Below are 24,811 nucleotides of genomic sequence, written 5' to 3'. Positions count from 1 at the left end.
GAGCTGCCATGACGCGTCTGCCGATCAAGAGGATCCGCATGCTTCCCATGGCCGCGTTGTGCGGGCTGCTGGCCGCCTGCAACGCGAGCCTTGTCAGTGACTTCGGCAGCAACTTTTCGATTGGCGGCACGATCAGCGGGCTACCAGGCGGCCAGTCCATCGTGCTGCTCAACAACGGCCGCGACAGCCAGACCGTCGCGGCAAACGGCAGGTTCGTGTTTGGCGGGCTGGTACCGTTCAACGGCAGCTATCTGGTGACGATCAGCGCGCAGCCGGCGTCGGCCAACTGCACGGTGACCAACGCCAGCGGCACGGCCACCAATGATGTGAACAACGTGCAGGTGACCTGCGTGCCGCGTTAGGCGACCCACGCCGACCAAGAAAAAGCGCGGATCACGGTCCGCGCTTTTTCGTTGGAGCTCGCCGACTCAAGCCGATGCGCCGGCCTGTTCCTTCGTCCACTTTTCCATACGCCGATTCATCTCTTCAGGCGACACATCTTCCACGTGGGTGGACACGGTCCACACGTGGCCGAACGGGTCTTTGAGCGTGCCGGAGCGGTCGCCATAGAACTGATCCACCACGGGGCGGACTTCCGTGCCGCCAGCCTTGAGCGCGTTGGCAAACACGGCATCGACGTTGGGCACGTAGATCATCAGCCCGACGGATGTTGCCTGCAGCGTATCGGGGCTGGCACAAACCATGTTCGGGGCCTCGTCCGACAACATGATGGGGGAATCGCCAATGCGGATTTCAGCGTGCGCGATGGTGCCGTTGGGGCCATCCATGCGAAGCAGTTCGGTGGCACCGAAGGCCTGCTTGTAGAAATCGAGCGCGCGTGCGGCGCCTTTGATGCTCAGGTACGGGGTGACGCTGTGGTAACCCTCGGGAATGGGCTTGACCGCCATGTCTGTCTCCTGCAGCGTGAATGAGGATGCGCCGCCCCGGCAACGACCGGGGCAGCGCACGAACAGGATAGGACAGTGAGATGGCGCTTGTGGGGCAATCATGGGACGCAAACTGCGTTGCGCAACCCTTGCGTGACATCAGGCGCGCACGTGCGCCGCGAACGTCGCTTGCAGCGCCTGTACCGCCGCCGGCACATCGTCGGCCTGCGTGATGGCACGCACCACGGCCACGCAGCCGACACCGGATTCCAGCACACGCGGCATTGCCGCTAGATCGATCCCGCCTATCGCCACCAGCGGGGGCGCCGGCACGCGTGTGCGCATGGCGGCCGCGTAGGCGAACAACCGGCCCAGGCCCTGCGGCACGGTCGGCATGGTCTTGGTGGGCGTGGCAAACACGGCGCCCAGCGCGAGGTAGCTCGGGTTCAGCGGAGCGACGCGCAGCATCTCGGCAAAGCCGTGCGTGCTGATGCCGAGTCGCAAACCCGCCGAGCGGATCGCGACCAAGTCTGCGTCGTCAATATCTTCCTGACCGAGGTGAATGCCGTAGATGCCGCTGCTCGCCACCTGGGCATGCACGTCGAGCGCGACTTGCCAGTGGTCGTTGATGAACAGGCGCGTGTCGCTACCGCGTGCGGCGGCTTCTGCGCGGCGCACCTGGTCAGCTACGGCTTGTGCGTCATCCGACTTGAAGCGCAACTGCACGGTCGGCACCTTGAGCGCGACGAGGCGTGCGATCCATTCCGCATCCGGCACCACGGCGTAGATGCCGAGCTGCGTCGGGCACGGTGCGAAGGCGAGGTCCGCTGCGGTCGGGCACGGCAACGCAGGTTCGAGCACGCGGGGCAGGGCGTTGAAGCGAGTGGGCCACGCCAGCGCATCGGCATTCGCTTCGGCGATCCACGCGCGGGCCACGCACAGTGCATCGCGCGGCTCGAACGCCAGCGCGAGTGCCGCGCCGAAGATGGCGACAAAGCGTGCGTCGAGCGCATCGCCGTGCGCCACCGACATGAAGCGATACGTACCGAGGCGGTCGTGCACGGTGTCGATGCGTTCGGCACCGCGCGTCTCGCTGAGTACGACAGCAGCGCCAGCCACGCGGGCGCGGTCGGCCTGTGCAGCATCGGTGGTCAGCAGGACTGTGGTGGCCGTGGTCGCTTCATCGGCGCGGTCGGTCACGCTCCACGCGTGCGGGGCGCGGCCTAAGGCTTCGGTGTGGCGATCGACGATCTGCGCAGCGAGGGCAGCCGCTTCCGGCCACGCGGCGGAAAAACGCAGGGACGACATGCTCATGCGCTTTTCTCTTCTGCATGCCAGAAGGGCAAACCCACCACGGGGGTGCTGGCTTGCGCCACATCGCGCTCGGGCATCGGGCCGGACAGACGTGCGAGGCGGCCAGCCTGCGTGGCCATCGCGAACGCCTGCGCCATCGCCACCGGATCACCGGCTTGCGCGACAGCGGTGTTGAGCAGCACGGCGTCGTAGCCCCACTCCATCACCTGCGTGGCGTGCGACGGCACACCCAGGCCCGCATCGACGATGAGCGGCACGTTGGGTAGGCGTTCGCGCAGCAGGCGCAGGCCGTACGGGTTGGTGGGCCCACGGCCGGTGCCGATGGGTGCGGCCCACGGCATCAGCGCCTGGCAGCCGACGTCGAGCAGGCGGCGGCACAGCACGAGGTCTTCGGTGCAATACGGCAGCACCTTGAAACCATCTTTGATGAGGCGTTCGGCCGCTGCGGGCAGCGCGAGCGTGTCGGGCTGCAGCGTGTAGTCGTCGCCGATGACTTCGAGCTTGATCCAGTCCGTCTCGAACACTTCGCGCGACATCTGCGCGAGGGTGTAGGCCTCGTCGGCGGAATAGCAGCCAGCTGTATTTGGCAGCACAGGCACGTCGAGTTCGCGCAGCATTTTCCAGAAGCCGGCACCGCCTTCTGGTGAGCCCGCGCTCTGGCGGCGCAATGCGACGGTCAGCATGGCCGGGTTGGAGACACGCACCGCGTCTTCCAGCGATTGCGGCGATGGATAACGCGCGGTGCCGAGCAGCAGGCGCGAGGCGAAGGTCTCGTCGTACAAGCGCAGCGGATCGGCCACGGTGGAAAGATTGGTTGTCGACATCAAAAACTCCTAGCCGCCCACAACAGGCTGCACGAGTGCAATGCGATCGCCTGTGTTGAGCGCGTGCTGCGCGTGGCGCGCCTTGGGCACGAAATCGCCGTTCACGGAGGCAGCAAACGGCGGCGCGATCTGCAGTTGCGACGCAGCCGCGCCAATGGCGTCGGCCAGCGTGCTGCCGGCAGGCAGTGCGAGCGACAGGTCGTTGAGGGTGACGTTCAGCGTCATGACAAAACAGGTTCAGGCGATGCAGCAGGGGCGAACAGCTCGGGCCATTCACTGTCGTTCGCATCAATGGCACGGCCGTCCAGCAGATCACGCGCAACCGCCACCGCAGCTTGGGTGACGGCGGGCGCGATCATGTAGCCGTGCCGGTACAGGCCATTCACCGACAGCGTGCCAGCGCCGTCCCAGCGAAGGGCCGGGCGATGATCGGGCAGGGTCGGGCGGCACTGCGTGTTCAGTTCCAGCACGCGCGCCTCGCCAAAGGCGGGGTGCACGGCGTAGGCCGCCGACAGCAACTCCAGCGTGGAGCGCACGCTGGCCGGCGACATGTCGTCGGATTCGATCTCGGTCGCGCCGATCACGTAGACGTTGCCCGGCTTGGGCGCGATGTACAGCGGATAGCGCGGATGCAGCATGCGCACCGGCCGCGTGAGCGACACATCGGGCGCATGAATGCGCGCCACCTCACCGCGCAGACCGCGCAGACGCGGCCATTGGGGCTTGGCACCAAGGCCACGGCAGTCGAGCACGAGACGTGCGCCAAGGCCGTTCGCCGCGAGTGCTTCCGGGCGCGGATCAGCGACTTCCGTGTTCCAGCGCAGTTGCACACCGAACGCTTCCAGTTCCGTCGCCAGCGCACCGAGCAAGGTGCGGTTATCGAGCTGGCCTTCGCCCGCCAGATACAGCCCCTGCGTGAAGCGTTGCGCAAGCAGCGGTTCCAATGCGGCGATGCCGGCGGCGTCTACCGCGCGCAAATCTGCGGCAACGCGCTCGGCCGGCGCGGCAGCACGCACGTGGTTGGCAAACAGCGATGCCTCACCACGGTCGGCCGCATGCCACACGACCAACGTGCCAGCCTCTTGGAAGAACACCGGCGTACGCAGCTTCGGCAGCCAGTCGCGCCACAGCGCCAGGCTAGCCAACCCCAAGTCGACGACAAAACGATCCGCCACGGCAGCTTCGGCCAGCGGCGCCAGCATGGCTGCCGCCACGTACGCAGCAGCACTGCTGCCGTCGCGCGCGCCGCGCTCCACCACGGCAATGCGCGCTGCCGGCACGCCGGCCTGCACGAGTTGCCAGGCACACAGGCGGCCAGCGAGGCCGCCACCGAGGATCGTTACGTCGAACGGAGTGGGAGTTGGCATTTCGCCTGCTGGATTAGCTGTAGATCTTGCTGCCCGTCTTGCGGAACTCGATCGACTTCTCTTCCATGCCCTGGGTTGCAGCAGTGGTGTTGGCGTCGAGCGAAGCCGCGTAGTCACGCACTTCCTGCGTGATCTTCATCGAGCAGAACTTCGGACCGCACATCGAGCAGAAGTGCGCAATCTTCGCGCCTTCAGCCGGCAGCGTCTCGTCGTGGAAGGCACGTGCCTTTTCCGGGTCGAGGCCGAGGTTGAACTGGTCTTCCCAGCGGAACTCGAAGCGTGCCTTGGACAGCGCGTTGTCACGCAGCTGCGCGCCCGGCCAGCCCTTCGCCAAGTCCGCTGCATGTGCAGCGATCTTGTAGGTGATGATGCCTTCGCGCACGTCTTCCTTGTCGGGCAGACCCAGGTGTTCCTTGGGCGTGACGTAGCAGAGCATGGCCGTGCCGTACCAACCGATGTTGGCCGCGCCAATGCCGCTGGTGATGTGGTCGTAGCCGGGGGCGATGTCCGTCACCAGCGGGCCGAGCGTGTAGAACGGGGCTTCGAAGCAGTGCTTCAGCTCTTCGTCCATGTTGGCTTGCACGCGCTGCAGCGGCACGTGGCCCGGGCCTTCGATCATCACCTGCACGTCGTGCTCCCACGCCTTCTTGGTGAGTTCACCCAGCGTGTGCAGCTCGCCGAACTGCGCGGCGTCGTTCGAGTCGGCAATGCAACCCGGGCGCAGGCCATCACCCAGGCTGAACGACACGTCGTACGCCTTCATGATTTCGCAGATCTCGTCGAAGTGCGTGTACAGGAAGTTTTCCTTGTGATGCGCCAGGCACCACTTGGCCATGATCGAACCACCGCGCGAGACGATGCCCGTGATGCGGTCGGCCGTGAGCGGCACATAACGCAGCAGCACGCCGGCGTGGATGGTGAAGTAGTCCACGCCTTGCTCGGCCTGCTCGATCAGCGTGTCGCGGAACATCTCCCACGTCAGGTCTTCGGCCACGCCGCCGGTCTTGTCCAGCGCCTGGTAGATGGGCACCGTGCCGATGGGCACCGGCGAGTTGCGCAGAATCCATTCACGCGTTTCGTGAATGTGCTTGCCGGTAGACAAGTCCATGATCGTGTCGGCGCCCCAGCGGATCGCCCACACCATCTTTTCCACTTCCTCCGCCAGCGACGAGGTGACCGCCGAATTGCCGAGGTTGCCGTTGATCTTCACGCGGAAGTTGCGGCCGATGGCCATCGGCTCCAGTTCCGTGTGGTTGATGTTGGCGGGGATGATCGCGCGGCCGGCGGCGATTTCTGCGCGCACGAATTCCGGCGTGATGTCTTCGGGGCGCTGCGGCAGGTTCGCGCCGTACGAGAAGCCCGGATGCTGCTTGAGCAGTTGGCGGTACTCGGGCTTGTCTTGCAGCGCCTGCAGGTTCAGCGATTCGCGCAGCGCGACGTATTCCATTTCCGGCGTGATGATGCCGCGACGCGCGTAGTGCATCTGGCTCACGTTGGCGCCCGGCTTGGCGCGGCGCGGGTTCGTCAGCTGTGCAAAGCGCAGGTGGGCCGTAGCCGGGTCATTGGCACGCGTGCGGCCGTATTCGGACGACAGCCCCGAGAGGATTTCCGTATCACCGCGCTCGTCGATCCACTTGGCGCGCAGCGGGGCGAGGCCAGCCTTCAGGTCGATGTGCACGTCCGGGTCGGAGTACGGGCCCGAGGTGTCGTACACGGGCACCGGCGGGTTCAGCATTTCGCCCTTATCGGTGCGCGTGGCGGTCTGCTTGATGGTGCGCATCGGCACGCGGATGTCCGGGCGGCTGCCGGCGATGTAGGTCTTGCTGGAAGCGGGATACGCGAATTTCTGATCGAGCTCGGACTGCAGCGAGTCGAACGATGCGGCGGGGGCGTTTTTGGCTTGGGGCATGGTCTCGTCCTGGATTCTGTGGCCTGGTGGAGCAGGCTGTGGACGAAACCGGGAGAGGTGGCGCGATCAGTGAGGGTGATCTGCCAGAGACTACGCGGTGTTCTGAAACTTCCCACGCCGGTACGAACCGGATCGGGTGCGAAGGGACTCTCTCAGCCGCACGGCCCATCCGTACGGCACCCCTGTTTCATCCAACGAGGCTGAATTTAAGCACAGGGCTGCCAGCGTTGCCAGCACGAATTCCCCTCAGGTGACGATTGGCCGGTCATTTCAGTCCTGACCGGCGTGCAATGTGCGGCAACCCGCACGGACTCCACCTGCCTTGATCTGGCGCAATCCGCCGATGTTTCACCTATGCGACGCTCGAACCCATTTTCTATTGCATTGCGGCAAACGCCGCGGGGAGTTGTCATGCTGGAGCGTCGTTTCACACTTGCGGGGCGCAGCCTCGTGCCCATCGTGCAGGGCGGGATGGGCGTGGGTATTTCGGCGCACCGGCTGGCTGGTGCCGTGGCGCGCGAAGGCGGCGTGGGCACCATCGCCAGCATCGACTTGCGGCATCACCACGCGGACCTCGTGGCCGCCACGGAAAAGTCGCATGACAAGGACGCCATCAACGCCGCCAACCTCGTCGCGCTGGACCGCGAGATCCGTGCCGCGCGCGAAGGCAGCCAGGGCAACGGCCTGATCGCCGTGAATGTGATGAAGGCGGTGGAATCGCACCCCGCGCTGGTACGGCAGGCGTGTGAGAGCGGCGCGGATGCGATCGTCATGGGCGCGGGGCTGCCGCTCGATCTGCCGGAGATGACGGCGGCGTATCCGAAGGTGGCGCTCATTCCGATTCTTTCCGACTCGCGCGGCGTGGGCGTCGTGCTCAAGCGGTGGATGAGGAAGGCGCGCTTGCCGGATGCGGTGGTGATCGAACACCCGACGCACGCCGGTGGGCACCTGGGCGCGGCGTGCATCGAAGATTTACGCGACGAGCGGTTCTCCTTCGCGCGCGTGCTGGATGAATGCCGTGAACTGTTCATCAAGCTGGGACTGGCGGCGGAGCAGATCCCGATCATCCTGGCCGGCGGCATTGATTCGCATGCCAAGGTGAAGCATTGGCTCGACAAGGGCGCTGCGGCCGTGCAGCTCGGCACGGCGTTTGCCGTGACCGAAGAGGGCGATGCACACGAGCGCTTCAAACGCGTGCTGACCGGCGCCGAACAGGGCGATATCGGCGAGTTCGTCAGCGTGGCAGGGTTGCCGGCGCGGGCGGTGATGACGCCTTGGTTGTCGCGTTATCTCTCACGTGAGAGCGCACTGCAGGCCAAGGCCAAGGTGCGCGATTGCCTGCAGGGCTTCGATTGCCTGCAGACGTGCGGGCTGCGGGATGGCATCGGCAAAGTGGGGCAGTTCTGCATCGACCTGAAGCTGGCGCAGGCGCTGCGGGGGGATGTGGAGCGGGGGCTGTTCTTCCGCGGTGCAGGCAAGCTGCCGTTTGGGGAGGCCATTCGGCCGGTGCGTGAGTTGATGCACTACCTGCTGACGGGGGAGAAACCGGTACTCACGGCGTCTGAAACGCACGCGGAAGCCGCCACCGCCGTATAGAAACCTGCCTCCAGCCGCGCAAACCATCGGTGGTCTACCATGGGTTCACAACAAACGTGACACTCCAGGAGACCCCCAATGCCCACCGAGGCCACGCACCGCGTCTTCAACCAGGTCCCGGACCTGACCGGCTTCAACCCCTTCACGTCCGACACCACGCTGCAAGGCGCACTCGAACGCCTGGGTGGCGGTTGGAACGCCAGCGCGCTGCAAGTCTTCGGTGACCAGCTCGGCGCCCCCGAGACCTTGCGGTGGGCCACCGAAGCCAACACGTACCACCCCGAACTCCACACCCACAGCCGCACCGGCGAGCGCATCGACGCCATCCGCTTCGACCCCGCCTGGCACGCGCTGCTCGGCCTGATGCGCAGCCAGTGCCTGCAGGCCCTGCCGTTTGCCGAGCCGCGCCCCGGCGCCTGGGCCGCGCGCACGGCGGGCTATTACATGCAGGCGCAGATCGAATCCGGCACCCTGTGCCCGGCCACGATGACCTTCGCCAGCATCCCCGTGTTGCAGAAAGAGGCCACGCTGTTTGCCGACCTGGGGCCCCGCCTCTACGCCCGCGAACACGATGCGCGCGATCTGCCGTGGCGCCAGAAAACCGCCATCCTCATCGGCATGGGCATGACCGAAAAGCAGGGCGGCTCGGACGTGCGCAGCAACACCACGGTGGCGACACCCCTGCGCGGCGAGGGGCGCGGCGCGACATACGCCATCACCGGGCACAAGTGGTTCTTCTCGGCGCCGATGTGCGATGCGCACTTGGTGGTCGCGCGCATGGGCGCGGAAGATGGCCCGCTGTCGTGCTTCTTCGTGCCGCGCTTCCGTGACGACGGTAGCAAGAACCCGATCCAGATCCAGCGCCTGAAAGACAAACTCGGCAATCGCTCGAACGCCAGCAGCGAAGTGGAGTTCCGCGGCGCGGAGGGCATCCTCATCGGCGAAGAGGGGCGCGGCATTCCGACCATCATCGAAATGGCGACCCACACGCGGCTCGACTGCGTGATCGGCAGCGCAGGCATCCTGCGCCACGCGCTGATGCAGGCGCTACACCACGCGCGGCACCGCATGGCGTTCGGCCGCCTGCTGGCCGATCAGCCGCTCATGCGCAACGTGCTGGCCGACCTCGCACTCGAATCACAAGCCGCGACCCTGCTGATGATGGAACTGGGCAGCGCCTTCGAGCGTGCGGATGCCGACCCGCTGGCGGCCGCCTGGAAACGCATCGTCACACCCGCCGCCAAGTTCTGGGTCTGCAAACGCGCCATCGAAGCCACGGGCGAGGCGATGGAAGTCTGGGGCGGCAACGGCTATGTGGAAGAGGGGCCGATGGCGCGCCTGTACCGCGAGGCGCCGGTCAACTCCATCTGGGAAGGCTCGGGCAACGTGATGTGCCTGGACGTGCTGCGCGCCATCGCCCGCACGCCGGACGACGCGCTGCGCCTGGTGCACGACATCGGCGAGCGCGCGCAAGGGCACCGTGCCGTACGCGCCGAACTGGCCGCACTGCAGGCGATGCTGCATCAGCCGGGCGACATCCAGGAGACCTCCGCCCGCCGCATCGCCCAGGGGCTGGCACTCACCGCGCAGGCCGCGCTGATGCTGTCCCACGCTCACCCCGACGACGCAGAGCGCTTCATCGCCAGCCGCTTCCATCATCAACATGGCCGCGTGTTCGGCACGTTGGATGGGCACGCGCAGGAATTGGGCGCCGTGCTGCAGCGCGCGTGGCCCGTGTGAAGACCCGGGGAAGACAAAACCGGTGAAAGCGGGATGAAAGTCCGCATCGCCTAGGGTAGCTGGGCCGCGCGCCCACGCCCGGCATAAAAAGAACAAACAGGAGACATCCCCCGTGCCGCACCCGACCCGCGCCTTGCTCGCGGCCGGCCTGGCGTTGTGCGCTTTCCAGGCGTTGGCTGCATCCCCCGTACTCGACCGCATCCGCGACACCGGCACCGTCCGGCTGGCCTATCGCGAGAACTCCGTGCCGTTCTCCTACCTCGATGCCGGCAAACCGGTGGGGTACTCGATCGACCTGTGCGCACGGCTGGTCGACGCGATCAAGGTGGCGGTCAAGCGGCCCGACCTGAAGGCGCTGAAGGTGGAATACGTGGCCGTGACGCCCGCCACACGCATCGCCGCCGTCACCGAAGGCAAGGCGGATCTGGAATGCGGCTCCACCAACAACACGCGCGAGCGGCGTGAAAAGGTAGCGTTCACTATCCCGCATTACATTGCCAGTAGCCGCATGCTGGTGAAGACCAGCGCGGGCATCCACCGTTGGGAAGACCTCAACAACAAGACGGTGGTGTCCACACGTGGCAGCACCAACGGCGGGCAGATCCGTGCGATGGCCGATGCGCGCGTGCTCAAGGTCAACCTGATCGAGGCCAAGGACCACGCCGAGGCCTTCGGCATGGTGGCGGCTGGCAAGGCTGACGCCTTTGCGATGGACGACGTGCTGCTCTATGGCTTTCGGGCCACCTCGCCCAACCCGGCGGACTATGCGGTGGTCGGCTCCAACTTGGCGGTGGCGCCGTACGCGATCATGCTGGGCAAGGACGATGCCGAGTTCAAGAAGGTGATCGACCTGGCGATGTCGCGCACGATCCTCGATGGCGAAGCAGAAAAGCTCTACAAGAAGTGGTTCCAGCAGCCCATTCCGCCCAACGGCGTGCATCTGGACATCCCGATGAGCTTCCTGCTGCGCGACTCGTTCAAGTTCCCGACTGACAAGGTGGCGGACTGACGCAACACCCGGGATCCATGCACCGCGAAGGTGCTTGAGGGTATACCCGCAATCAGGCCATAATGCGCGCCCATGGCGGCGCGTGACATTGCTTCACGTTTTGGCATTCCCCGGGGGAGTGACGGCGCGCAAGCCGGTTCTGCGCAATCGGCTCGGCCCTGCTGGGCAAACGATTGCGAAGATTGCAGCGCCGACAGGGCAACGGCGCAGCAAGTCGTGCCATTAGAGCCCTAACTCTCTCCTAGGACCTTTGACGATGCTGTTCCCTGCGCGCACGTGGCTGCTGGCCGCGCTTGCCGTTCCTGCGGCGTTCTTTGCTGTTTCCGCTTCCAACGCAGTGGCTTCCACCCCAACGCTCGATCGCATCCGCGATTCCGGCACGGTGCGCGTGGCCTACCGTGAAGACTCCATCCCGTTCTCGTACCTCGACGGCACCAAGCCGGTCGGCTACACGATCGACATCTGCTCGCGGCTGATCGATTCGCTGCGCACGTCGCTCAAGCGCCCGGACCTGAAGGTGCAGTACATGCCGGTGACGGCCGCCACCCGTATGGACGTGATCACCTCGGGCAAGGCCGACATGGAATGCGGCTCGACCAACAACTCGCCGGATCGCCGCGAGAAGGTGGCCTTCACCATTCCGCACTACATCACCAAGGGGCGCATGCTGGTCAAGGCGAACTCGGGCATTCAGCAGTGGGAAGACCTGAACGGCAAGACGGTGGTGGCGGCGCGTGGGTCGACCAATGCGGAGCTGGCACGCAAGCTCAATGAGAGCGGCATGACGATGCGGGTGGTGGATGCCAACGATCTGCGTAGCGCCTTCGCCATGCTGGCTGATGGCCGTGCCAATGCGTTTGCGGGTGATGACATCCTGCTCTCGGGCATGCGTGCCACGGCCAAGAACCCGGCGGACTTCACGGTGGCCGGCAAGACGCAGCTGGTGTCGTCGTACGCGATCATGCTCAGCAAGCAGGATCCGGAGTTCAAGAAGATGATCGACCAGTCGATGACGCGGCTGATCGTGGATGGCGAGGTGCCGAAGCTTTACAAGAAGTGGTTTCAGCAGCCGATTCCGCCGAATGGCGTGAATCTGGAAGTGCCGATGAGCTATTTGCTGCGGGACTCGTTCAATACGCCGACTGATAGCGCTGGTAACTGATCCGAGCGGGGATGGATGTTGTTGGTTCATCCTTGTTTCATCCCCTGCCGGGGCTGACTCACTTTCTTTGTCTTGCCAAAGAAAGTAAGCAAAGAAAGGCGCGCCCGAGATGGCGACCCCCTCCTTGAATTTCTGTCGCAGGGAGGGAAGGGAGGCAAACTCGCTGCGCTCAGACAGCCTCCCTTCTTTTTCCTCCCTGCAACAGAAATTCAAGGCGCCATCTAGGGCAAGGTACGGCCACACCAACGGTGTGCGTGAGTTAGCGCCAAGGCATGTTCTGTTGCTTAGTGCACCGCGGCCGCCGTGGTTTGCGCAGAAGTCCCTGCCGCTACATTCAGCGTCGGGCGTCCGCCCTGGCGGATCAAGTCCGCCGCACGCTCGGCAATCATGATGATCGGGGCGTTGGTGTTACCACCAATCAGCGTGGGCATGACCGAGCCGTCGACGACGCGCAGGCCGCTCACGCCACGCACACGCAGTTCCGGATCCACCACGGCCATCGCATCGTCGGCGCTGCCCATCTTGCAGGTGCCTACCGGGTGATAGATGGTGTCTGCGTGCTGGCGGATCAGTGCGCGCACGGCTTCGTCGTCGGAGCCATCTCCTCGAATCCCACTCGAATACAGTTCACGCCCGCCCAGCTCGGCCAGCGGCTGCTGCGCGAAGATGCGCTTCACCGCGCGGAAGCCTGCCAGCATGCCGTTCATGTCGTCCGGGTCGGACAGGAACTTCGGATCGATGAGCGGTGCATCGCGCGTATCGGTTGTCGCCAGGCGCACCTCGCCGCGGCTCTTCGGGCGCAGCACGCACACGTGGCATGAATAGCCGTGGCCGTAGTTGAACGTGCGGTTGTGGTTGTCGGCCATGGCGACCACGAAGTGCAGTTGCAAATCGGGTTCGGCCAGATCGGGGCGGCTCTTGATGAAGCCGCCGGCCTCGGCAAAATTGGTGGCGATCATGCCGCGCCGCTCGCGGCGATAGCGCAGGATCTCGCCCAGCATGTGCACGCTGCCGCGCAGTGAATAGCCGATCAAGTCCAGGTTGAAGGTCTTCTTGTGCAGGATGATGTCGAGGTGGTCTTGCAGGTTCTGGCCGACACCGGGCAGGTCCTGCACGACCGGGATGCCGAGTGAGCGCAGGTGCTCGGCCGGGCCCACGCCCGAGGCCATCAGCAACTGCGGCGAGCCGAACGCGCCAGAAGACACGATCACCTCGCGCCGCGCCTGCAGGGTCTCGGTGCGGCCACCGCGATCCACCACCACGCCCGTCGCGCGCTTGCCTTCGAACACGATGCGCAGCGCCTGCGTGTCGGGCAGCACCGTCAATTGGCGGCGGCCACGGTTGTAGGTGGTGTCCGTCTTGTCGCCACCGTGCAGATAGGCGCGTGCAGCGTTCCAGCGCTCGCCGTTGTATTGCGTGACTTGGTACGGGCCTACGCCTTCCTGGTCGGGGCCGTTGAAATCGTCGTTGCAGCGGTAGCCGGCGGCGGCGGCGGCATCGACAAAGCGGCGGGCGATCGGGTTGCCGGTGCGCAGGTCGCTCACGTGCAGCGGGCCGGTGCCGCCGTGCAGTGCGTCGTCATCGCGGCCGGCAAAGCGTTCGTTGCCTTCCGAACGTTTGAAGTAGGGCAGCACGTCGTTCCAGCCCCAGCCGGTGCAGCCGAGCGCGGCCCAGTGGTCGTAGTCGTTGTGCGTGCCGCGGATGTAGATCATCGCGTTGAGCGACGAGCTGCCGCCCAGCCCGCGCCCACGCGGCTGGTAGCCCTGGCGCCCGCCCAGGCCGGGCTGGGGCACGGTCTCAAACCCGTAGTTGCGCTTGTTCTTGAACGGCAGCGATGCGGCACACCCCGCCGGCACCCACACCGAGAAGTGGTGGTCATGCGGCCCGGCTTCGAGCAGGGCAACCGTCACATCCGGGTCTTCTGTCAGGCGAGCAGCCAGCGCGCAACCGGCCGAGCCGGCGCCGACGATGACGTAGTCGAAGGTGAGCGAATCGTTGGCCATGGGTGTCTCCGGATGTGTTTTTTATTGGGCGAGCGCCGCCGCCGGCTGGCTGCCGGTCACGAACTCACATCCTAGGCGCCACGGGTTGTTTCAAACGGTCGGGCTAACCCGCATTAGAGGCATCGTTCGATGTCACGCAGCAAAATCGACAGCGACTGGGCCGACAGGCCTGCCGCACTTGGCAATGCGGCATGCTGCATCGCGATATTCCACGGCCGATGTGCGGCTGCCCTGGCGACTGCGAGGGCGCCATGCCGCACACGGTGCGGCCGTATCAGGGCTTCGCAAGGCGACCCGGGCGACCATACTCCTTTGCAATTGCACCCACCCTTGCCAGGAGCATCACCATGCAACCTGCCGACCTGCCCGCCCCGCACCTGCTGCGCATGCAGCAAACCTTTGAGGCCATGCGCGCCGCCCACCAGACCGACATGCTGCCCGCGTGGCCCGTGCGCCGCGACCGGCTGGAGCGCCTCAAGCGCCTCGTCATGGACAACCGTGATGCCATCGTCCAGGCCGTCAGCGCAGACTTCGGCAACCGCTCGCGGCAGGAAACCGAGTTGCTGGAAATCTTCCCGAGCGTGGACGGCATCAAGCACGCGCTGTCGCATGGCAAGCGCTGGATGCGCGTGCAGCGGCGCGGCGTGAGCCTGTGGTTCCGGCCCGCCAGCACGCGGCTGATTCCGCAGCCGCTGGGCGTGGCGGGCATCGTCGTGCCGTGGAACTACCCGATCTATCTGACCATCGGGCCGCTCGTCTCTGCACTCACCGCGGGCAACCGGGCGATGGTGAAGCTCTCGGAATACACGCCGCGCTTCTCCGCGCTGTTTGCCGATCTGGTCGAGCGCCACTTTGCCGCCGATGAAGTGCGCGTCATCAATGGCGATGCCGCCGTGGCCGAGGCGTTCTCGCGGCTGCCGTTCGACCATCTGTTGTTTACGGGCTCGACCAACGTTGGCCACCACGTCATGCGTGCGGCGGCAGACAACCTCACGCCGGTGACGCTGGAACTGGGCGGCAAGTCGCCCACCATCATCGGGCCCGATGCGGACTTTGATCGCGCGGTGGAACGCACGCTGGTCGGCAAGCTGCTCAATGCGGGGCAGACCTGCGTGGCACCCGACTACGTGCTGCTGCCCGCCGGCACCGAGCAACGCTTTATCGAAGCTGCACGCAAGCTGGTCGGCAAGATGTACCCCAACATGGCGAGCAACCGCGACTACACGACGATCATCAGCCCGCGCCACTTCCAGCGCATGACCAGCCTGGCCGACGAGGCGCGCGAGCAGGGCGCCCAGGTACTGCCGCTCACCAATACCGCGCCCAGCGCAGACACGCGGCAATTCCCGCCTGCGCTCATCACCGGCGGCACCGACGCGATGCGCGTCATGCAGGAAGAGATCTTCGGCCCGCTGCTGCCGCTGGTGCCGTACCGCACGCTGGGTGAAGCGATCGACTACATCAACGCCCGCCCGCGTCCGCTGGCGCTGTACCTGTTCGAGCGCAACGGCAGCACCGTTGACCGCGTGATGGCCAGCACCATTGCCGGCGGCGTGTGCATCAATGAGACGCTGTTGCACGTGGCGCAGGACGACTTGCCGTTTGGCGGCGTGGGCGCCAGCGGCATGGGCGCGTATCACGGCATCCACGGGTTCGAGCGGTTCTCGAAGATGAAGCCGGTGTTCAAGCAAGCGAAGCTCAACGGGCTGGGCATGTTCCGCGCGCCGTACGGCAAGACGTTCGACTCGATGATGAAGCTGCTGATGCGCTGATCAGGACATCCACATCGGCGCGATGGAGGTGGCCAGCAGCACGCCCAACACCGCATTGAGCACACGCCACTGGCGCGGCGTCTTTAGCAGCCGCGCCAGCACAATGCCCGCCGCGCACCACAGCGACAGCGATGCGAGTGCCGCCAGCCCGAAGGTCGCGCCCAACAGCATCGCCAGTTTTAGCGGGCCGTTCGCCAGCATCGCAAACGAGGCCGCCGCGCCCAGCGCCATCGCCCAGCCCTTCGGGTTCAGCCACAGCAGGCACGCACCGCCGAGCAGCGTGGTGGGCACGGTGGCGTTGGCGTTCAGGTTGGGCGGCCCGCTACGCGCCACCTTCCACGCGAGCCAGAGCAGGTAGGCGGAACCCGCTGCCTTCATCACCAGCAGCAGCCCTGGCGCGGCCAGCAGCAATCCGGCCAAGCCCGCCGAAGCACCCGCCGCCAGCGAGGCCAGCCCCACGGCAATCCCCACCATCAACGGAATCGAGCGCCGAAACCCGAACTGCGAGCCTGATGCCGTCGCCAGCGTGGTGGCACCGCCCGGTGACACCGTCGACACCACGGCAAACAGCACGAGCGGCGCAATAGAGGGAAGCAGGTCGGCTGGCATGAAGGCACCCGGGGCGCGTGATGGACGCCCCACTGTAGAGCGCCGCAAACCATTAGCAAATCGAAGGTTTTTGATGTCATGCATTAGCACCTAGAATGCATCGATGGCCAAGAACCTCGACATCACCCTCGTCCGCACCTTCGTTGCCGTGGCGGAAAACGCCAGCATGACGGTGGCGGCCAATGCGCTGCACCTCACGCAGGGCGCCGTCAGCCAGCAGATCAAGCGGCTCGAAGACGCCTTCGAATGCCGCCTGTTCGAGCGCGACGGCCGACGGCTTGAACTCACTCACGCGGGTGAGCGCTTCCTCGGCCGCGCCAAGCGCCTGCTCGCGCTCAACGATGAAGTCTGGGCCGACATGGCCGCACGCCCGTTGCAGGGTCCGGTGCGCCTGGGCGTGCCGTATGACCTGGTCGGCACGATCTTGCCGCCCATCTTCAAGGCGTTTACCGAGGCGTGGCCGTCGGTGGAGCTGACCATCGTGTGTGGCACATCACCCGAGCTGGCCGAGGGCATCGCGCGCGGCGAACTGGACGTCGCGGTGGTCGAAGCCCCGGTGGACGAAGCCACCGGTGAATGCCTGTGCGTGGAGCGCCTGGTATGGGTGGGCGCACGCGGCGGCAACGTGCATGCGAAGCGGCCACTGCCCCTGTCGATGGTGGATGAGAGCTGCGCCTTCCGCGCCCGTGTGCTCAAGGTGCTGGGCGAGCACGGCATTGAATGGCGCACGGTGTTTGAGAGCGGCAATATCGAAGCGACCACCGCGACAGTGCGTACCGGGTTGGCTGTCACGGCGTGGCTCACGCCAACGGTGCCAGCGGATCTGGACATCATCGGGCCCGAAGCCGGCCTGCCCGAACTGCCGATGTTTGCAATCAGCCTGCTATTGCCCGCTCAGGGCGCGAGTGCAGCGGCGCAGGCGCTGGGGCAATGTATTCGTGAAGGGTTCTCTACGCGGCACCGGGTCGGAGAGCGGCGCGTGATCGGAACCGGTTGGGATCGCGCGGCCTGATCGGCCAGCAGTTACACGCCGCCGCCCTCGATCTGCACGCGCCCATTCGGCGTGTCGAGCACGAGCGTCAATGCAGGCTGCGCCGCATCGGCAAATGCGACATACCGATTCTCCGGGCAGGCTGCATCCCAGCCCAATCCATCCAGCTTTGCGCGAATGGCGGCCATCTCCGGATGGGCGAGTTGGAATTGGTTCAGGTGGAGGCCGACATCCTGCATGTTGTCGACGGGGCTATTACCTCCGGCCCAGTCGATCATGGCCGGCAGGCATCCACCGGCTTCCGCCTCACCATCCTTGCGGTGGAAGAAGTGCCATCGCAGACCACCGCGAGACACCTCAAGCAGCTCATGTTGCGGTGACTCGATCGCGTTGCGTGCCAAACCGGGAAGGCTGGCAACCCAGCCAAACAACAGGGGCGCGTCTTCCAGCTTGCCTTCCTGCATGAGGCGGTCCAGCGCAAACCAGCGGGTCCGGTTTGGCGCGGGTGCTTCCGGGTCAATGGCAATGAATTCGAGGAAGATGCCCGGCGCAATCCGCGTCACCAGGTTGTGCGTTCCCATCAAGGGATGCTTGCCTCCGGCTGGCAGCTTCACGCCGAACCTCTGCAAGGCATACGCGTGCGCCTGGTCGAGAGATTGCGCTGCGAAGGCGATGTGGTCGATCTTCAAGACAGCTCCCGTTGGACTGCGTCAGAAATCTGCGGGGCTCAGGATGCCACAGGGCACTGCATGGCGTTCTTGGGTAGTCGTTTTGGCTGGTGGCTTGTTACCGGCATCCCCGCCCGTCTCTGGGATACGTCCTTCTGGTTCCATAGGGGCTCGGCTTCGACGCAGAAGTCCCGCGCAGAAGTTTGCGGCCAATTCCGATAGTGATAGCCAATGCCATTGGCTAAGTTGCGGTCTCCGTCCCCTTAGTGGGTCAACTCAACCTATACCACCAAGTGGTATAGTTAATGAGCCGCACCATGACGCCATCCGTACAGCGTGTATTCAAAACGAAGTGGTTTAGCAAAGCAGCGAAAACCGCTGGTATCCATGACATCGACCTGTGTCGCGCGGCAAAGCAGTTGATGCAAGGCATGGGGGACGACCTGGGCGGCAACGTCTGGAAGAAGCGCCTGGACCAAAACCGCAGACGCGGCATCGTCGTCAACAAGATCGGCCATTCCTGGTTCTTTGTCTTCCTGTTCGCCAAGAGTGACCGCGACAACATCGATGGCCGGGAACTGAAGGCATTCCGGAAGCTGGCCGCTGATTTTGGTGGGCTTCGCGATGCAGAAGTGGACTCGTTGATCGCGCTAAAAGAGTTGGTGGAGATTTGCCATGACTAAGACACGTTTCAAGAGCGATGCCGCCGCAGCCATCCACAGCGCCGCGTCCGGTCTGCATCGCGCCAAGCTCATCGACAAGACAACCATGCGCGAGTACGACGAACTCTGTCTCGAGCCCGTGCCTGAGTTCGATGCACAGGCAATCGCGCGTATCCGCAAATCGGTCAACGTCAGCCAGAGTGTGTTTGCTGCCTATCTCAACACCACAACGTCGACGGTGCGGCAGTGGGAGCAGGGTGACAAGAAACCCAGTGGTATCGCGGCGCGCCTGCTGCAGCTTGTGCAGAAGCACGGGCTGGCAGTGTTCTCCTGATCAGCGTCTCCACACAAACAAAAACCCCGCCAACCGGCGGGGTCCCCCAAATCCTTTCGAGCCTGCAAGCGAATCAAGCCTGCGGCGCAGCCCCATCTTCCGGAGCAGCCTCGGCACCGTCGGCCTTGGCTTCGTCTTTCTTCTCCACCATCTCTTCCAGTGCGCCCGCGCCCTTGAAGCCGGCAATGGCGGCGATGCCCTTGGTCAACAGACCAGCATCCGGATCGACTTTTTCAGCGGCTTCAACGGCGGCGACGGCGCCGGCGATCTTGCCCACTTCATCCAACAGTCCCATGGTCACCTCCGCATGTTTGAACAGGGAGAGCCATCTTCCCACCGGCAAGTGACAGAAGCGCAAACAAAGTTAAAAATTTTCGCGCGCTGTCGTTTGCGTCGACCGGGCGTCACGCAGCGCGCGTTCGCTTACTCGGTTTCCGCGCCGGCCGGGGTCACAACCAGGGCGGCCAGTCGTGCCCGTGCGCTATCGGTAATCGCTGCCGATTGGCGCGTGGCGACGTCGATCTGCACGATCACCGACTGCGAGGTCGCAGCGCAGCGGCCGTTCTGGAAGATGGCCTGCTCAAGCTTGACCGAGCTGCGCCCGATGTGCGCGACGCGCGTACCGATCTGCACCGAGCCAGGCCAGAGGATCTCGTTGCGGAAGTCGAGCACAAGCTGGGCGATGACGAACTCGCAGCCGGGTGCGGCCAGCGGGTTGTCCGGGTTGAAGAGCAGTTCAACGCGGCCGGTTTCCAGGTAGGTGGCGAAGACGGCGTTGTTGATGTGGCCCTGGCGGTCGGTGTCGCCGTAGCGGAGCTTGTCGGTGGCCTGCAGGGGGAAGTCGTTGAGCAGCGGGAGGGTCATTGTGGTGTTCGAAACGGCCAAGGGTGCGTGCATTGTGCCGGGCTTTGCGCGGCGCTGCCTTACCCCAGCGCTCGCACCGACGTGCAGATCGCCCGCGCCGATTGCAGCAGCGCCGGCCCCAGCTTGTTTTCCATCTCCTCCGGCGTCCAACGCCCGGTGGGCGCGACGAGGTGAATCGCCCCCAGCGCCCGCCCGTTGCCGCTCACGATGGGCGCGGCGATGGTCATGTCGCCGAGGAACAGTTCTTCGCGGTTGATGGCGTAGCCGCGCTGGCGGGTTTCGCGCAGCGTTTCCATGATGTCGGCCACCTCGGTGCGAGTGTGCATGGTGTGCGCAACGCGGTGCGATTTCTCGACAATGGCCTGTGCCTCGGGCACGGGCAATGCGGCCAGGTAGGCGCGGCCCGATGCCGTGCAGTACATCGGGATGCGGCTGCCGATGGGCATGTGCACCGGCACGAAATGCGCGCTCACGAAGCGGGCCACGTACACCATCTCGTCCTGATCAGGCTCGGTCAGGCAGGAGGTTTCCGTGGTCACCTTGGTCAGTTCGGAGAGGAACGGGTTGGCCACGTCGATGAGCGTGTCGGCGGCCAGGTAGTTGAAGCCGATCTTCATGACCGCCGGGGTGAGCTGGTAGCGGCGCGTCTGCGGGTGCTTGCGCAGGTAGCCGAGCTGCTCCAGCGTGTAGACCATGCGCTGCGCCGAGCTTTTATTGATGCCCACAGCGGCGGCCACTTCGGCAATCGTCATGGTGCGGCGCTGCGCGTTGAAGGCGCCCAGCACGGCCAGCCCTTTCTCCAGCGACTGGTTGAACAGCAGGTTGGGCGCGTCGTCGGTGTCAGTCATGGAAGTGGCGCCTGAGTGGCTTGCTAGCGAGCTTGGAACGCCTAAAGAATCGCATATCGATTCATGTGCGTCGACTAGTGGTTTTCCATAATTATAGGTCGATGCAACACGCTCGAATATTGGCACACGCATTGCATAAGGCTGAACCGGACCCCGTCGATTCACGTTCGGGGTGCGTCTTCTTTTCGTTGCTTGGAGGGTTGCCATGTCTGTTGTCACCACTTTCCGTCGCGCCGCACTCGTTCTGTGCATGCTCGGCACCGCATCGTTCGCCTGGGCGCAAGGTAGTAGCGCACACACCTACAACGTGGGCGCCACGGCCACGGGCGTGCCGTTCACCTTTCTGGATGTGAAGACGAATTCCATCCAGGGGATGATGGTCGACACCGTCACCGCCGTGGGCAAAGCCGGCGGCTTTAGCGTGAACGTGCAGCAGACGGTGTTCTCGGCGCTCATCCCGTCGCTCACGTCCAACAAGATCGACATCATCTCGGCGGCGATGTTGAAGACGCCGGCACGTGCGCAGGTGGTGGACTTTTCCGACCCGGTGTACTCGTACGGCGAGGGTCTGATCGTCAAGGCAGACGATGCCAAGAACTACGCCACGCTCGATGACCTGAAAGGCGAGGTGGTGGGCGCGCAGGTGGGCACGGTGTTCCTCGACATGCTCAACAAGAAGGGCATCTTCAAGGAAGTGCGCAGCTACGACTCGGTGGCCGACATGACGCGCGACCTGGCGCTGGGCCGCATCAAGGCCGGCCTGGGCGATCAGCCCATCATCGCGTACCAGATCCGCCAGAAAACCTTCGAGGGCGTGAAGCTCGCGCCCAACTACAAACCCGCCAACGTGGGCGATGTGTGCCTGGTGGTGCGCAAGGGCGATACCGAAACGCTCACCCGCATCAACAAGGCCATCGCCAAGATCAAGGCCGACGGCACGCTGGACGCCATCGTGAAGAAGTGGGGCATCTGATTCCAGACCGGTGATGCGCCATGAGTGTCGCAACGTTCATTGAACACGCGCAGGAGTTCCTGCCGATTCTGCTGCAAGGGGCGGTGGTCACGGTGCAGGTGACCGTGCTGTCGTTCCTGCTCAGCAGTGTGATTGGTCTGGCGCTGGCGCTGATGCGCTTGTCGCCCATCAAGGCCGTATCGACGGCGGGGGCGACCATCGTCAACGTCATTCGCGGGCTGCCGATCATCGTGCAGCTCTTCTACATCTACTTTGTGCTGCCGGACATCGGCATTCAGCTCAGCGCGTTCCAGGCGGGCGTGATCGGGCTGGGCATTGCGTATTCCGCGTACCAGGCCGAGAACTTCCGCGCCGGCATCGAGGCCGTGGACCCCGGTCAGCGCGAAGCCGCTGAAGCCATGGGCATGCGCGGCGCGCTCATCATGCGGCGCGTGATCCTGCCGCAGGCGTTTCGCATTGCGCTGCCGCCGTATGGCAACACGCTGGTGATGATGCTCAAGGATTCATCGCTGGTGTCCACCATCACGGTGGCGGAGATGACGCGTGCGGGGCAGCTCATTGCCTCGTCCACGTTCCAGAACATGACGGTCTACACGCTGGTGGCGCTGCTGTATCTGGTGATGAGCCTGCCGCTGGTGTACTGCCTGCGCCGGCTTGAGCACCGCATGGGCGCGGGGAGGGCCAAGCGATGATCGAGATCCGCGATCTGCAGAAGCACTTTGGGGACCACCACGTGCTGCGTGGCGTGAGCCTGCACGTGGACAAGGGCGAGGTCGTCTGCCTGATCGGCCCATCGGGCTCGGGCAAGTCGACCGTCCTGCGTTGCATCAACGGGCTGGAGTCGTACGACGGCGGCGAGATCCGCGCCTTTGGCGAACGCGTCGATCGCAACAGCAAAGCCATCCACACGCTGCGCAGCCGCATGGGCATGGTGTTCCAGCGCTTCAATCTGTTCCCGCACCGCAGCGTGCTGGAGAACGTGATGGAAGGCCCCGTCTACGTGAAAGGTGAGCGGCCCGACGCGGCGCGTGCCAAGGCGATGACGTTGCTGGAGAAGGTGGGCCTGGCCGCCAAGGCGCAGGCGTTTCCGAACCAGCTCTCCGGCGGTCAGCAGCAGCGTGTGGCGATTGCCCGCGCACTGGCGATGGAGCCCGAGGCGATGCTGTTTGACGAGCCCACCTCCGCACTCGACCCGGAACTCGTCGGCGATGTGCTGGAGGTGATGCGCGCACTCGCCCGTGAAGGCATGACGATGATCGTCGTCACGCACGAGATGGGCTTTGCGCGCGAGGTGGCTGACCGCGTGTGCTTTCTGCACAGCGGCACCATCGTCGAAGAGGGGCCGTCAGCACAGGTGCTGGGCGCGCCGCGCCAGCCGCGTACGCAAGACTTCCTGCGCCGCGTGCTGCACAAGCCTGCGGACGATGTGGCCAATTCGCCGGCCGGAGACCTCGTGCCATGACGCTGCCGCAACTCGACATCACCGTTGGTGGCGAGCCGCTGCCACCGTCGCTGTGGGCGGCCACTGCACCGGCCGCACCACCCACACCACCGTTGCTGGATTCGACCAGCACCGACGTGCTCGTCATCGGCGGTGGCTACACGGGGCTCTCCACCGCGCTGCATCTGGCCGAACGCGGCACGCAGGTCACCGTGCTGGAAGCCAATGATCCAGGCTGGGGTGCGTCCGGGCGCAATGGCGGGCAGGTCAACCCGACGCTCAAGCACGACCCCGATGAACTGGTGAGCCTGTTTGGTGCCGCGCGCGCCGAGCCGCTGATCGACGCCGTCTCGCGCTCCGCCGATCTGGTGTTCGATCTGATCGACCGGCACCAGATCGACTGCCAGCCGGTGCGCGCAGGGTGGCTGCAGCTCTCGTATTCGGACAAAGCCGTACCTGCGCTGCATGCCCGCGCCCGGCAGTGGGAGAGGCGCGGCGTACCGGTGGAAATGCTCGACCGCGCGGCCGTCGCCAAACGGGTCGGCACCGAGGCGTTTGCAGGCGCGTGGCTTGACGGCCGTGCTGGTGCCATTCAGCCGATGGGGTATGCGCGTGGGTTGGTGCGTGCCGCACAACAAGCGGGCGCTGTCGTGCACGGGCACACTACCGTCACCGCCCTGGAGCGGCAGGGCACGCAGTGGATCGCCACCACCAGCACGGGCGCCCTGGTGCGCGCCCAGCGCGTGGTGATCGCCACCAACGGCTACACCGGCCCGCTGTGGCCCGGGTTGGCACAGACGGTGCTTTCTGCCAACAGCTTCATCGTCGCGACCAAGCCGCTCAGAGCGGCGGATGCGCAAGCCATCCTGGCGCGCGGCGAGACCGCTTCCACCTCGCAACGGCTGCTGCTGTACTTCCGCAAAGACGCAGCCGGGCGCCTGCTGATGGGTGGACGCGGCTTCTTCACCGAGCCGCGCAACGCGCAGGATTTTGCACACCTCGAACGCTCACTGGAGTTGTTGTTTCCGCAGTTGGGGCCGCTGGAGTACGAGTACCGCTGGGCAGGGCGCATCGCCATCACGCGGGACTTCATGCCGCACATTCACGAACCCGCGCCGGGCGTGACGATGGCGCTTGGCTGCAACGGACGCGGCATTGCGCTGTGCACCAGCCTAGGCCAGCACATTGCTGCGCGGCTGTCGGGCAGCGGCGAGGCGTTTCCGTACCCCGTGTCGCCCATCACGCCGATCCCGCTGCATGGGCTGCAGCGCTTCTACATTGCAGCCGGCGTGGCGTGGTACAGCCTGCTCGACAAATTTGGCGGGTGATGGGGCGGCTGACGGCTGTCACAACCGGGCGGTGCAGCATGGTCTAGGATGAAGGCACCTCTCGTCACATCCCAAGGACACGCCATGCTGCTTCGCCGCCTTCCTGCCCGCCGTGTTGCCCTCGCCCTGACGGGCGCCGCGCTGCTTGCCGCAGCCACGCCGTCGTTCGCGTATTTCCGCAATGTGCTGGCCAGCACCATCATCGGGTCGATGAGCGAGACGGAGGTGAAGTCGTTCACCAAGGCCATCGGCAGTGCGCTGGTCAACACCGCCGACAACACGCCCGCGCAATGGACGTGGCCCGCCAAGGGCAGGCAACCGGCTATCGAGGCCACCATCACGCCGCTGGAGAGCAAGACCGACGCCGGCCAAGCGTGCCGACGCCTGCAGAGCGAACTGACACGCGGCTCCAGCAAGGAGCAGTGGACAGCCTGGCTGTGCAAGCAGCCGAGCGGGGAATGGAAGCTGCGCCGCCTGGCGCAGTAAGCCCCCAGCAAGCGCTTGCGCTAA

General features: G+C 65.2%; 26 protein-coding genes and 1 riboswitch. Of the genes, 14 read left to right on the top strand and 12 right to left on the bottom strand.

Annotation, left to right across the window (positions count from 1 at the left end; genetic code table 11):
• The first annotated feature begins 8 nt into the window (after nucleotides 1–8).
• Nucleotides 9–362: a DUF4369 domain-containing protein gene (locus tag V6657_RS17430; protein ID WP_048935221.1), complete on the top strand. Its 354-nt coding sequence runs from the start codon at nucleotides 9–11 to the stop codon at nucleotides 360–362.
• A 66-nt stretch (nucleotides 363–428) separates the two neighbouring features.
• Here the strand turns inward: V6657_RS17430 and V6657_RS17425 are convergent, their stop codons facing one another.
• The 6 genes from V6657_RS17425 to thiC form a co-directional block, all read right to left on the bottom strand.
• Complete coding sequence (locus tag V6657_RS17425; RefSeq protein ID WP_048935222.1) at nucleotides 429–908, bottom strand: VOC family protein; 480 nt, start codon at nucleotides 906–908, stop codon at nucleotides 429–431.
• A 138-nt stretch (nucleotides 909–1,046) separates the two neighbouring features.
• A complete protein-coding gene (locus V6657_RS17420) occupies nucleotides 1,047–2,201 on the bottom strand; it encodes a thiamine phosphate synthase (RefSeq protein WP_048935223.1) in 1,155 nt (384 codons plus the stop codon).
• Nucleotides 2,198–3,025, bottom strand: coding sequence for a thiazole synthase (locus V6657_RS17415; protein ID WP_048935224.1), 828 nt, complete (start codon nucleotides 3,023–3,025; stop codon nucleotides 2,198–2,200). The genes V6657_RS17420 and V6657_RS17415 overlap by 4 nt, the downstream gene beginning before the upstream one ends.
• A gap of 9 nt (nucleotides 3,026–3,034) precedes the next feature.
• Nucleotides 3,035–3,250 (bottom strand): sulfur carrier protein ThiS, encoded by a 216-nt coding sequence (thiS, locus tag V6657_RS17410; protein WP_048935225.1) that lies wholly within the window; start codon nucleotides 3,248–3,250, stop codon nucleotides 3,035–3,037.
• On the bottom strand, nucleotides 3,247–4,392 hold the full coding sequence (locus V6657_RS17405; protein ID WP_048935226.1) for an FAD-dependent oxidoreductase: 1,146 nt from the start codon (nucleotides 4,390–4,392) through the stop codon (nucleotides 3,247–3,249). Before V6657_RS17405 ends, thiS begins: the two co-directional genes overlap by 4 nt.
• A 13-nt stretch (nucleotides 4,393–4,405) precedes the next feature.
• The gene (gene thiC, locus V6657_RS17400; protein ID WP_048935227.1) at nucleotides 4,406–6,301 is read right to left on the bottom strand and encodes a phosphomethylpyrimidine synthase ThiC; all 1,896 of its coding nucleotides are present in this window, start codon (nucleotides 6,299–6,301) and stop codon (nucleotides 4,406–4,408) included.
• Between the two features lie 92 nt (nucleotides 6,302–6,393).
• A riboswitch (TPP riboswitch) is annotated at nucleotides 6,394–6,495 on the bottom strand.
• A gap of 217 nt (nucleotides 6,496–6,712) precedes the next feature.
• Here thiC and V6657_RS17395 point away from each other — a divergent pair.
• From V6657_RS17395 to V6657_RS17380, 4 genes are all read left to right on the top strand, one after another.
• Nucleotides 6,713–7,897 carry a nitronate monooxygenase family protein gene (locus V6657_RS17395; RefSeq protein ID WP_048935228.1) on the top strand — a complete coding sequence of 395 codons (1,185 nt, stop codon included), beginning with the start codon at nucleotides 6,713–6,715 and terminating at the stop codon, nucleotides 7,895–7,897.
• A 78-nt stretch (nucleotides 7,898–7,975) separates the two neighbouring features.
• Nucleotides 7,976–9,637 (top strand): acyl-CoA dehydrogenase family protein, encoded by a 1,662-nt coding sequence (locus V6657_RS17390; RefSeq protein WP_048935229.1) that lies wholly within the window; start codon nucleotides 7,976–7,978, stop codon nucleotides 9,635–9,637.
• A 112-nt stretch (nucleotides 9,638–9,749) separates the two neighbouring features.
• A complete protein-coding gene (locus tag V6657_RS17385) occupies nucleotides 9,750–10,646 on the top strand; it encodes an amino acid ABC transporter substrate-binding protein (protein ID WP_048935230.1) in 897 nt (298 codons plus the stop codon).
• Between the two features lie 256 nt (nucleotides 10,647–10,902).
• Entirely contained in the window at nucleotides 10,903–11,808 is a 906-nt protein-coding gene (locus V6657_RS17380; protein WP_048935231.1) for an amino acid ABC transporter substrate-binding protein, read from the top strand.
• A 284-nt stretch (nucleotides 11,809–12,092) separates the two neighbouring features.
• Here V6657_RS17380 and V6657_RS17375 read toward each other — a convergent pair whose 3' ends face one another.
• Nucleotides 12,093–13,811 (bottom strand): GMC family oxidoreductase N-terminal domain-containing protein, encoded by a 1,719-nt coding sequence (locus V6657_RS17375; RefSeq protein WP_048935232.1) that lies wholly within the window; start codon nucleotides 13,809–13,811, stop codon nucleotides 12,093–12,095.
• A 407-nt stretch (nucleotides 13,812–14,218) separates the two neighbouring features.
• On the opposite strand from V6657_RS17375, the gene V6657_RS17370 reads away from it, so the two are divergent.
• Nucleotides 14,219–15,583, top strand: coding sequence for a coniferyl aldehyde dehydrogenase (locus V6657_RS17370; RefSeq protein ID WP_248694768.1), 1,365 nt, complete (start codon nucleotides 14,219–14,221; stop codon nucleotides 15,581–15,583).
• Here the strand turns inward: V6657_RS17370 and V6657_RS17365 are convergent, their stop codons facing one another.
• Nucleotides 15,584–16,192, bottom strand: coding sequence for a LysE family translocator (locus tag V6657_RS17365; RefSeq protein WP_048935233.1), 609 nt, complete (start codon nucleotides 16,190–16,192; stop codon nucleotides 15,584–15,586).
• Nucleotides 16,193–16,295: 103 nt separating this feature from the next.
• Between V6657_RS17365 and V6657_RS17360 the strand changes: the two genes are divergently transcribed.
• The gene (locus V6657_RS17360; RefSeq protein WP_048935234.1) at nucleotides 16,296–17,204 is read left to right on the top strand and encodes a LysR substrate-binding domain-containing protein; all 909 of its coding nucleotides are present in this window, start codon (nucleotides 16,296–16,298) and stop codon (nucleotides 17,202–17,204) included.
• An 11-nt stretch (nucleotides 17,205–17,215) separates the two neighbouring features.
• Here V6657_RS17360 and V6657_RS17355 read toward each other — a convergent pair whose 3' ends face one another.
• A complete protein-coding gene (locus V6657_RS17355; RefSeq protein WP_048935235.1) occupies nucleotides 17,216–17,872 on the bottom strand; it encodes a VOC family protein in 657 nt (218 codons plus the stop codon).
• Between the two features lie 296 nt (nucleotides 17,873–18,168).
• On the opposite strand from V6657_RS17355, the gene V6657_RS17350 reads away from it, so the two are divergent.
• Complete coding sequence (locus V6657_RS17350) at nucleotides 18,169–18,534, top strand: type II toxin-antitoxin system RelE/ParE family toxin (protein WP_048935236.1); 366 nt, start codon at nucleotides 18,169–18,171, stop codon at nucleotides 18,532–18,534.
• Nucleotides 18,527–18,847, top strand: coding sequence for a DNA-binding transcriptional regulator (locus tag V6657_RS17345; RefSeq protein ID WP_048935237.1), 321 nt, complete (start codon nucleotides 18,527–18,529; stop codon nucleotides 18,845–18,847). The genes V6657_RS17350 and V6657_RS17345 overlap by 8 nt, the downstream gene beginning before the upstream one ends.
• A 73-nt stretch (nucleotides 18,848–18,920) precedes the next feature.
• Here the strand turns inward: V6657_RS17345 and V6657_RS17340 are convergent, their stop codons facing one another.
• The 3 genes from V6657_RS17340 to V6657_RS17330 all read right to left on the bottom strand — a co-directional run bounded on the left by V6657_RS17340 (nucleotide 18,921) and on the right by V6657_RS17330 (nucleotide 20,559).
• Nucleotides 18,921–19,142, bottom strand: coding sequence for a hypothetical protein (locus V6657_RS17340; protein ID WP_021197014.1), 222 nt, complete (start codon nucleotides 19,140–19,142; stop codon nucleotides 18,921–18,923).
• Nucleotides 19,143–19,270: 128 nt separating this feature from the next.
• Nucleotides 19,271–19,711 (bottom strand): thioesterase family protein, encoded by a 441-nt coding sequence (locus V6657_RS17335; RefSeq protein ID WP_048935238.1) that lies wholly within the window; start codon nucleotides 19,709–19,711, stop codon nucleotides 19,271–19,273.
• A gap of 59 nt (nucleotides 19,712–19,770) precedes the next feature.
• Nucleotides 19,771–20,559, bottom strand: a complete 789-nt coding sequence (locus tag V6657_RS17330) for an IclR family transcriptional regulator (protein ID WP_048935239.1) — start codon at nucleotides 20,557–20,559, stop codon at nucleotides 19,771–19,773.
• A 205-nt stretch (nucleotides 20,560–20,764) separates the two neighbouring features.
• Between V6657_RS17330 and V6657_RS17325 the strand changes: the two genes are divergently transcribed.
• The 5 genes from V6657_RS17325 (at nucleotide 20,765) to V6657_RS17305 (ending at nucleotide 24,787) form a co-directional block, all read left to right on the top strand.
• Nucleotides 20,765–21,532, top strand: coding sequence for an ABC transporter substrate-binding protein (locus V6657_RS17325; protein WP_048935240.1), 768 nt, complete (start codon nucleotides 20,765–20,767; stop codon nucleotides 21,530–21,532).
• A 20-nt stretch (nucleotides 21,533–21,552) separates the two neighbouring features.
• Nucleotides 21,553–22,224, top strand: coding sequence for an ectoine/hydroxyectoine ABC transporter permease subunit EhuD (gene ehuD / locus V6657_RS17320; protein ID WP_021197019.1), 672 nt, complete (start codon nucleotides 21,553–21,555; stop codon nucleotides 22,222–22,224).
• Nucleotides 22,221–22,994 (top strand): amino acid ABC transporter ATP-binding protein, encoded by a 774-nt coding sequence (locus tag V6657_RS17315; protein WP_048935241.1) that lies wholly within the window; start codon nucleotides 22,221–22,223, stop codon nucleotides 22,992–22,994. Before ehuD ends, V6657_RS17315 begins: the two co-directional genes overlap by 4 nt.
• Nucleotides 22,991–24,301, top strand: a complete 1,311-nt coding sequence (locus V6657_RS17310) for an FAD-binding oxidoreductase (RefSeq protein WP_048935242.1) — start codon at nucleotides 22,991–22,993, stop codon at nucleotides 24,299–24,301. The genes V6657_RS17315 and V6657_RS17310 overlap by 4 nt, the downstream gene beginning before the upstream one ends.
• An 84-nt stretch (nucleotides 24,302–24,385) precedes the next feature.
• On the top strand, nucleotides 24,386–24,787 hold the full coding sequence (locus tag V6657_RS17305) for a hypothetical protein (RefSeq protein WP_048935243.1): 402 nt from the start codon (nucleotides 24,386–24,388) through the stop codon (nucleotides 24,785–24,787).
• Nucleotides 24,788–24,811: the final 24 nt, after the last annotated feature.

Origin of the sequence: Ralstonia sp. RRA, from assembly GCF_037023145.1 — a bacterium.
Taxonomy (GTDB): Bacteria; Pseudomonadota; Gammaproteobacteria; order Burkholderiales; family Burkholderiaceae; genus Ralstonia.
The sequence above is the reverse complement of the archived record's forward strand: the minus strand, read 5'-3'. Positions and strand labels throughout refer to the sequence as shown.

Bases quoted from the DNA above. Each gene is read 5' to 3' on its own strand.
- V6657_RS17375 (WP_048935232.1), bottom strand. From the start codon at position 13,811: ATGGCCAACGATTCGCTCACCTTCGACTACGTCATCGTCGGCGCCGGC.
- thiC (WP_048935227.1), bottom strand. From the start codon at position 6,301: ATGCCCCAAGCCAAAAACGCCCCCGCCGCATCGTTCGACTCGCTGCAG.
- V6657_RS17430 (WP_048935221.1), top strand. From the start codon at position 9: ATGACGCGTCTGCCGATCAAGAGGATCCGCATGCTTCCCATGGCCGCG.
- V6657_RS17390 (WP_048935229.1), top strand. From the start codon at position 7,976: ATGCCCACCGAGGCCACGCACCGCGTCTTCAACCAGGTCCCGGACCTG.
- V6657_RS17345 (WP_048935237.1), top strand. From the start codon at position 18,527: ATGACTAAGACACGTTTCAAGAGCGATGCCGCCGCAGCCATCCACAGC.
- V6657_RS17340 (WP_021197014.1), bottom strand. From the start codon at position 19,142: ATGGGACTGTTGGATGAAGTGGGCAAGATCGCCGGCGCCGTCGCCGCC.
- V6657_RS17370 (WP_248694768.1), top strand. From the start codon at position 14,219: ATGCGCGCCGCCCACCAGACCGACATGCTGCCCGCGTGGCCCGTGCGC.
- V6657_RS17360 (WP_048935234.1), top strand. From the start codon at position 16,296: ATGGCCAAGAACCTCGACATCACCCTCGTCCGCACCTTCGTTGCCGTG.
- ehuD (WP_021197019.1), top strand. From the start codon at position 21,553: ATGAGTGTCGCAACGTTCATTGAACACGCGCAGGAGTTCCTGCCGATT.
- V6657_RS17335 (WP_048935238.1), bottom strand. From the start codon at position 19,711: ATGACCCTCCCGCTGCTCAACGACTTCCCCCTGCAGGCCACCGACAAG.
- thiS (WP_048935225.1), bottom strand. From the start codon at position 3,250: ATGACGCTGAACGTCACCCTCAACGACCTGTCGCTCGCACTGCCTGCC.
- V6657_RS17365 (WP_048935233.1), bottom strand. From the start codon at position 16,192: ATGCCAGCCGACCTGCTTCCCTCTATTGCGCCGCTCGTGCTGTTTGCC.
- V6657_RS17420 (WP_048935223.1), bottom strand. From the start codon at position 2,201: ATGAGCATGTCGTCCCTGCGTTTTTCCGCCGCGTGGCCGGAAGCGGCT.
- V6657_RS17305 (WP_048935243.1), top strand. From the start codon at position 24,386: ATGCTGCTTCGCCGCCTTCCTGCCCGCCGTGTTGCCCTCGCCCTGACG.
- V6657_RS17395 (WP_048935228.1), top strand. From the start codon at position 6,713: ATGCTGGAGCGTCGTTTCACACTTGCGGGGCGCAGCCTCGTGCCCATC.
- V6657_RS17310 (WP_048935242.1), top strand. From the start codon at position 22,991: ATGACGCTGCCGCAACTCGACATCACCGTTGGTGGCGAGCCGCTGCCA.
- V6657_RS17350 (WP_048935236.1), top strand. From the start codon at position 18,169: ATGACGCCATCCGTACAGCGTGTATTCAAAACGAAGTGGTTTAGCAAA.
- V6657_RS17380 (WP_048935231.1), top strand. From the start codon at position 10,903: ATGCTGTTCCCTGCGCGCACGTGGCTGCTGGCCGCGCTTGCCGTTCCT.
- V6657_RS17330 (WP_048935239.1), bottom strand. From the start codon at position 20,559: ATGACTGACACCGACGACGCGCCCAACCTGCTGTTCAACCAGTCGCTG.
- V6657_RS17405 (WP_048935226.1), bottom strand. From the start codon at position 4,392: ATGCCAACTCCCACTCCGTTCGACGTAACGATCCTCGGTGGCGGCCTC.
- V6657_RS17325 (WP_048935240.1), top strand. From the start codon at position 20,765: ATGTCTGTTGTCACCACTTTCCGTCGCGCCGCACTCGTTCTGTGCATG.
- V6657_RS17315 (WP_048935241.1), top strand. From the start codon at position 22,221: ATGATCGAGATCCGCGATCTGCAGAAGCACTTTGGGGACCACCACGTG.
- V6657_RS17425 (WP_048935222.1), bottom strand. From the start codon at position 908: ATGGCGGTCAAGCCCATTCCCGAGGGTTACCACAGCGTCACCCCGTAC.
- V6657_RS17415 (WP_048935224.1), bottom strand. From the start codon at position 3,025: ATGTCGACAACCAATCTTTCCACCGTGGCCGATCCGCTGCGCTTGTAC.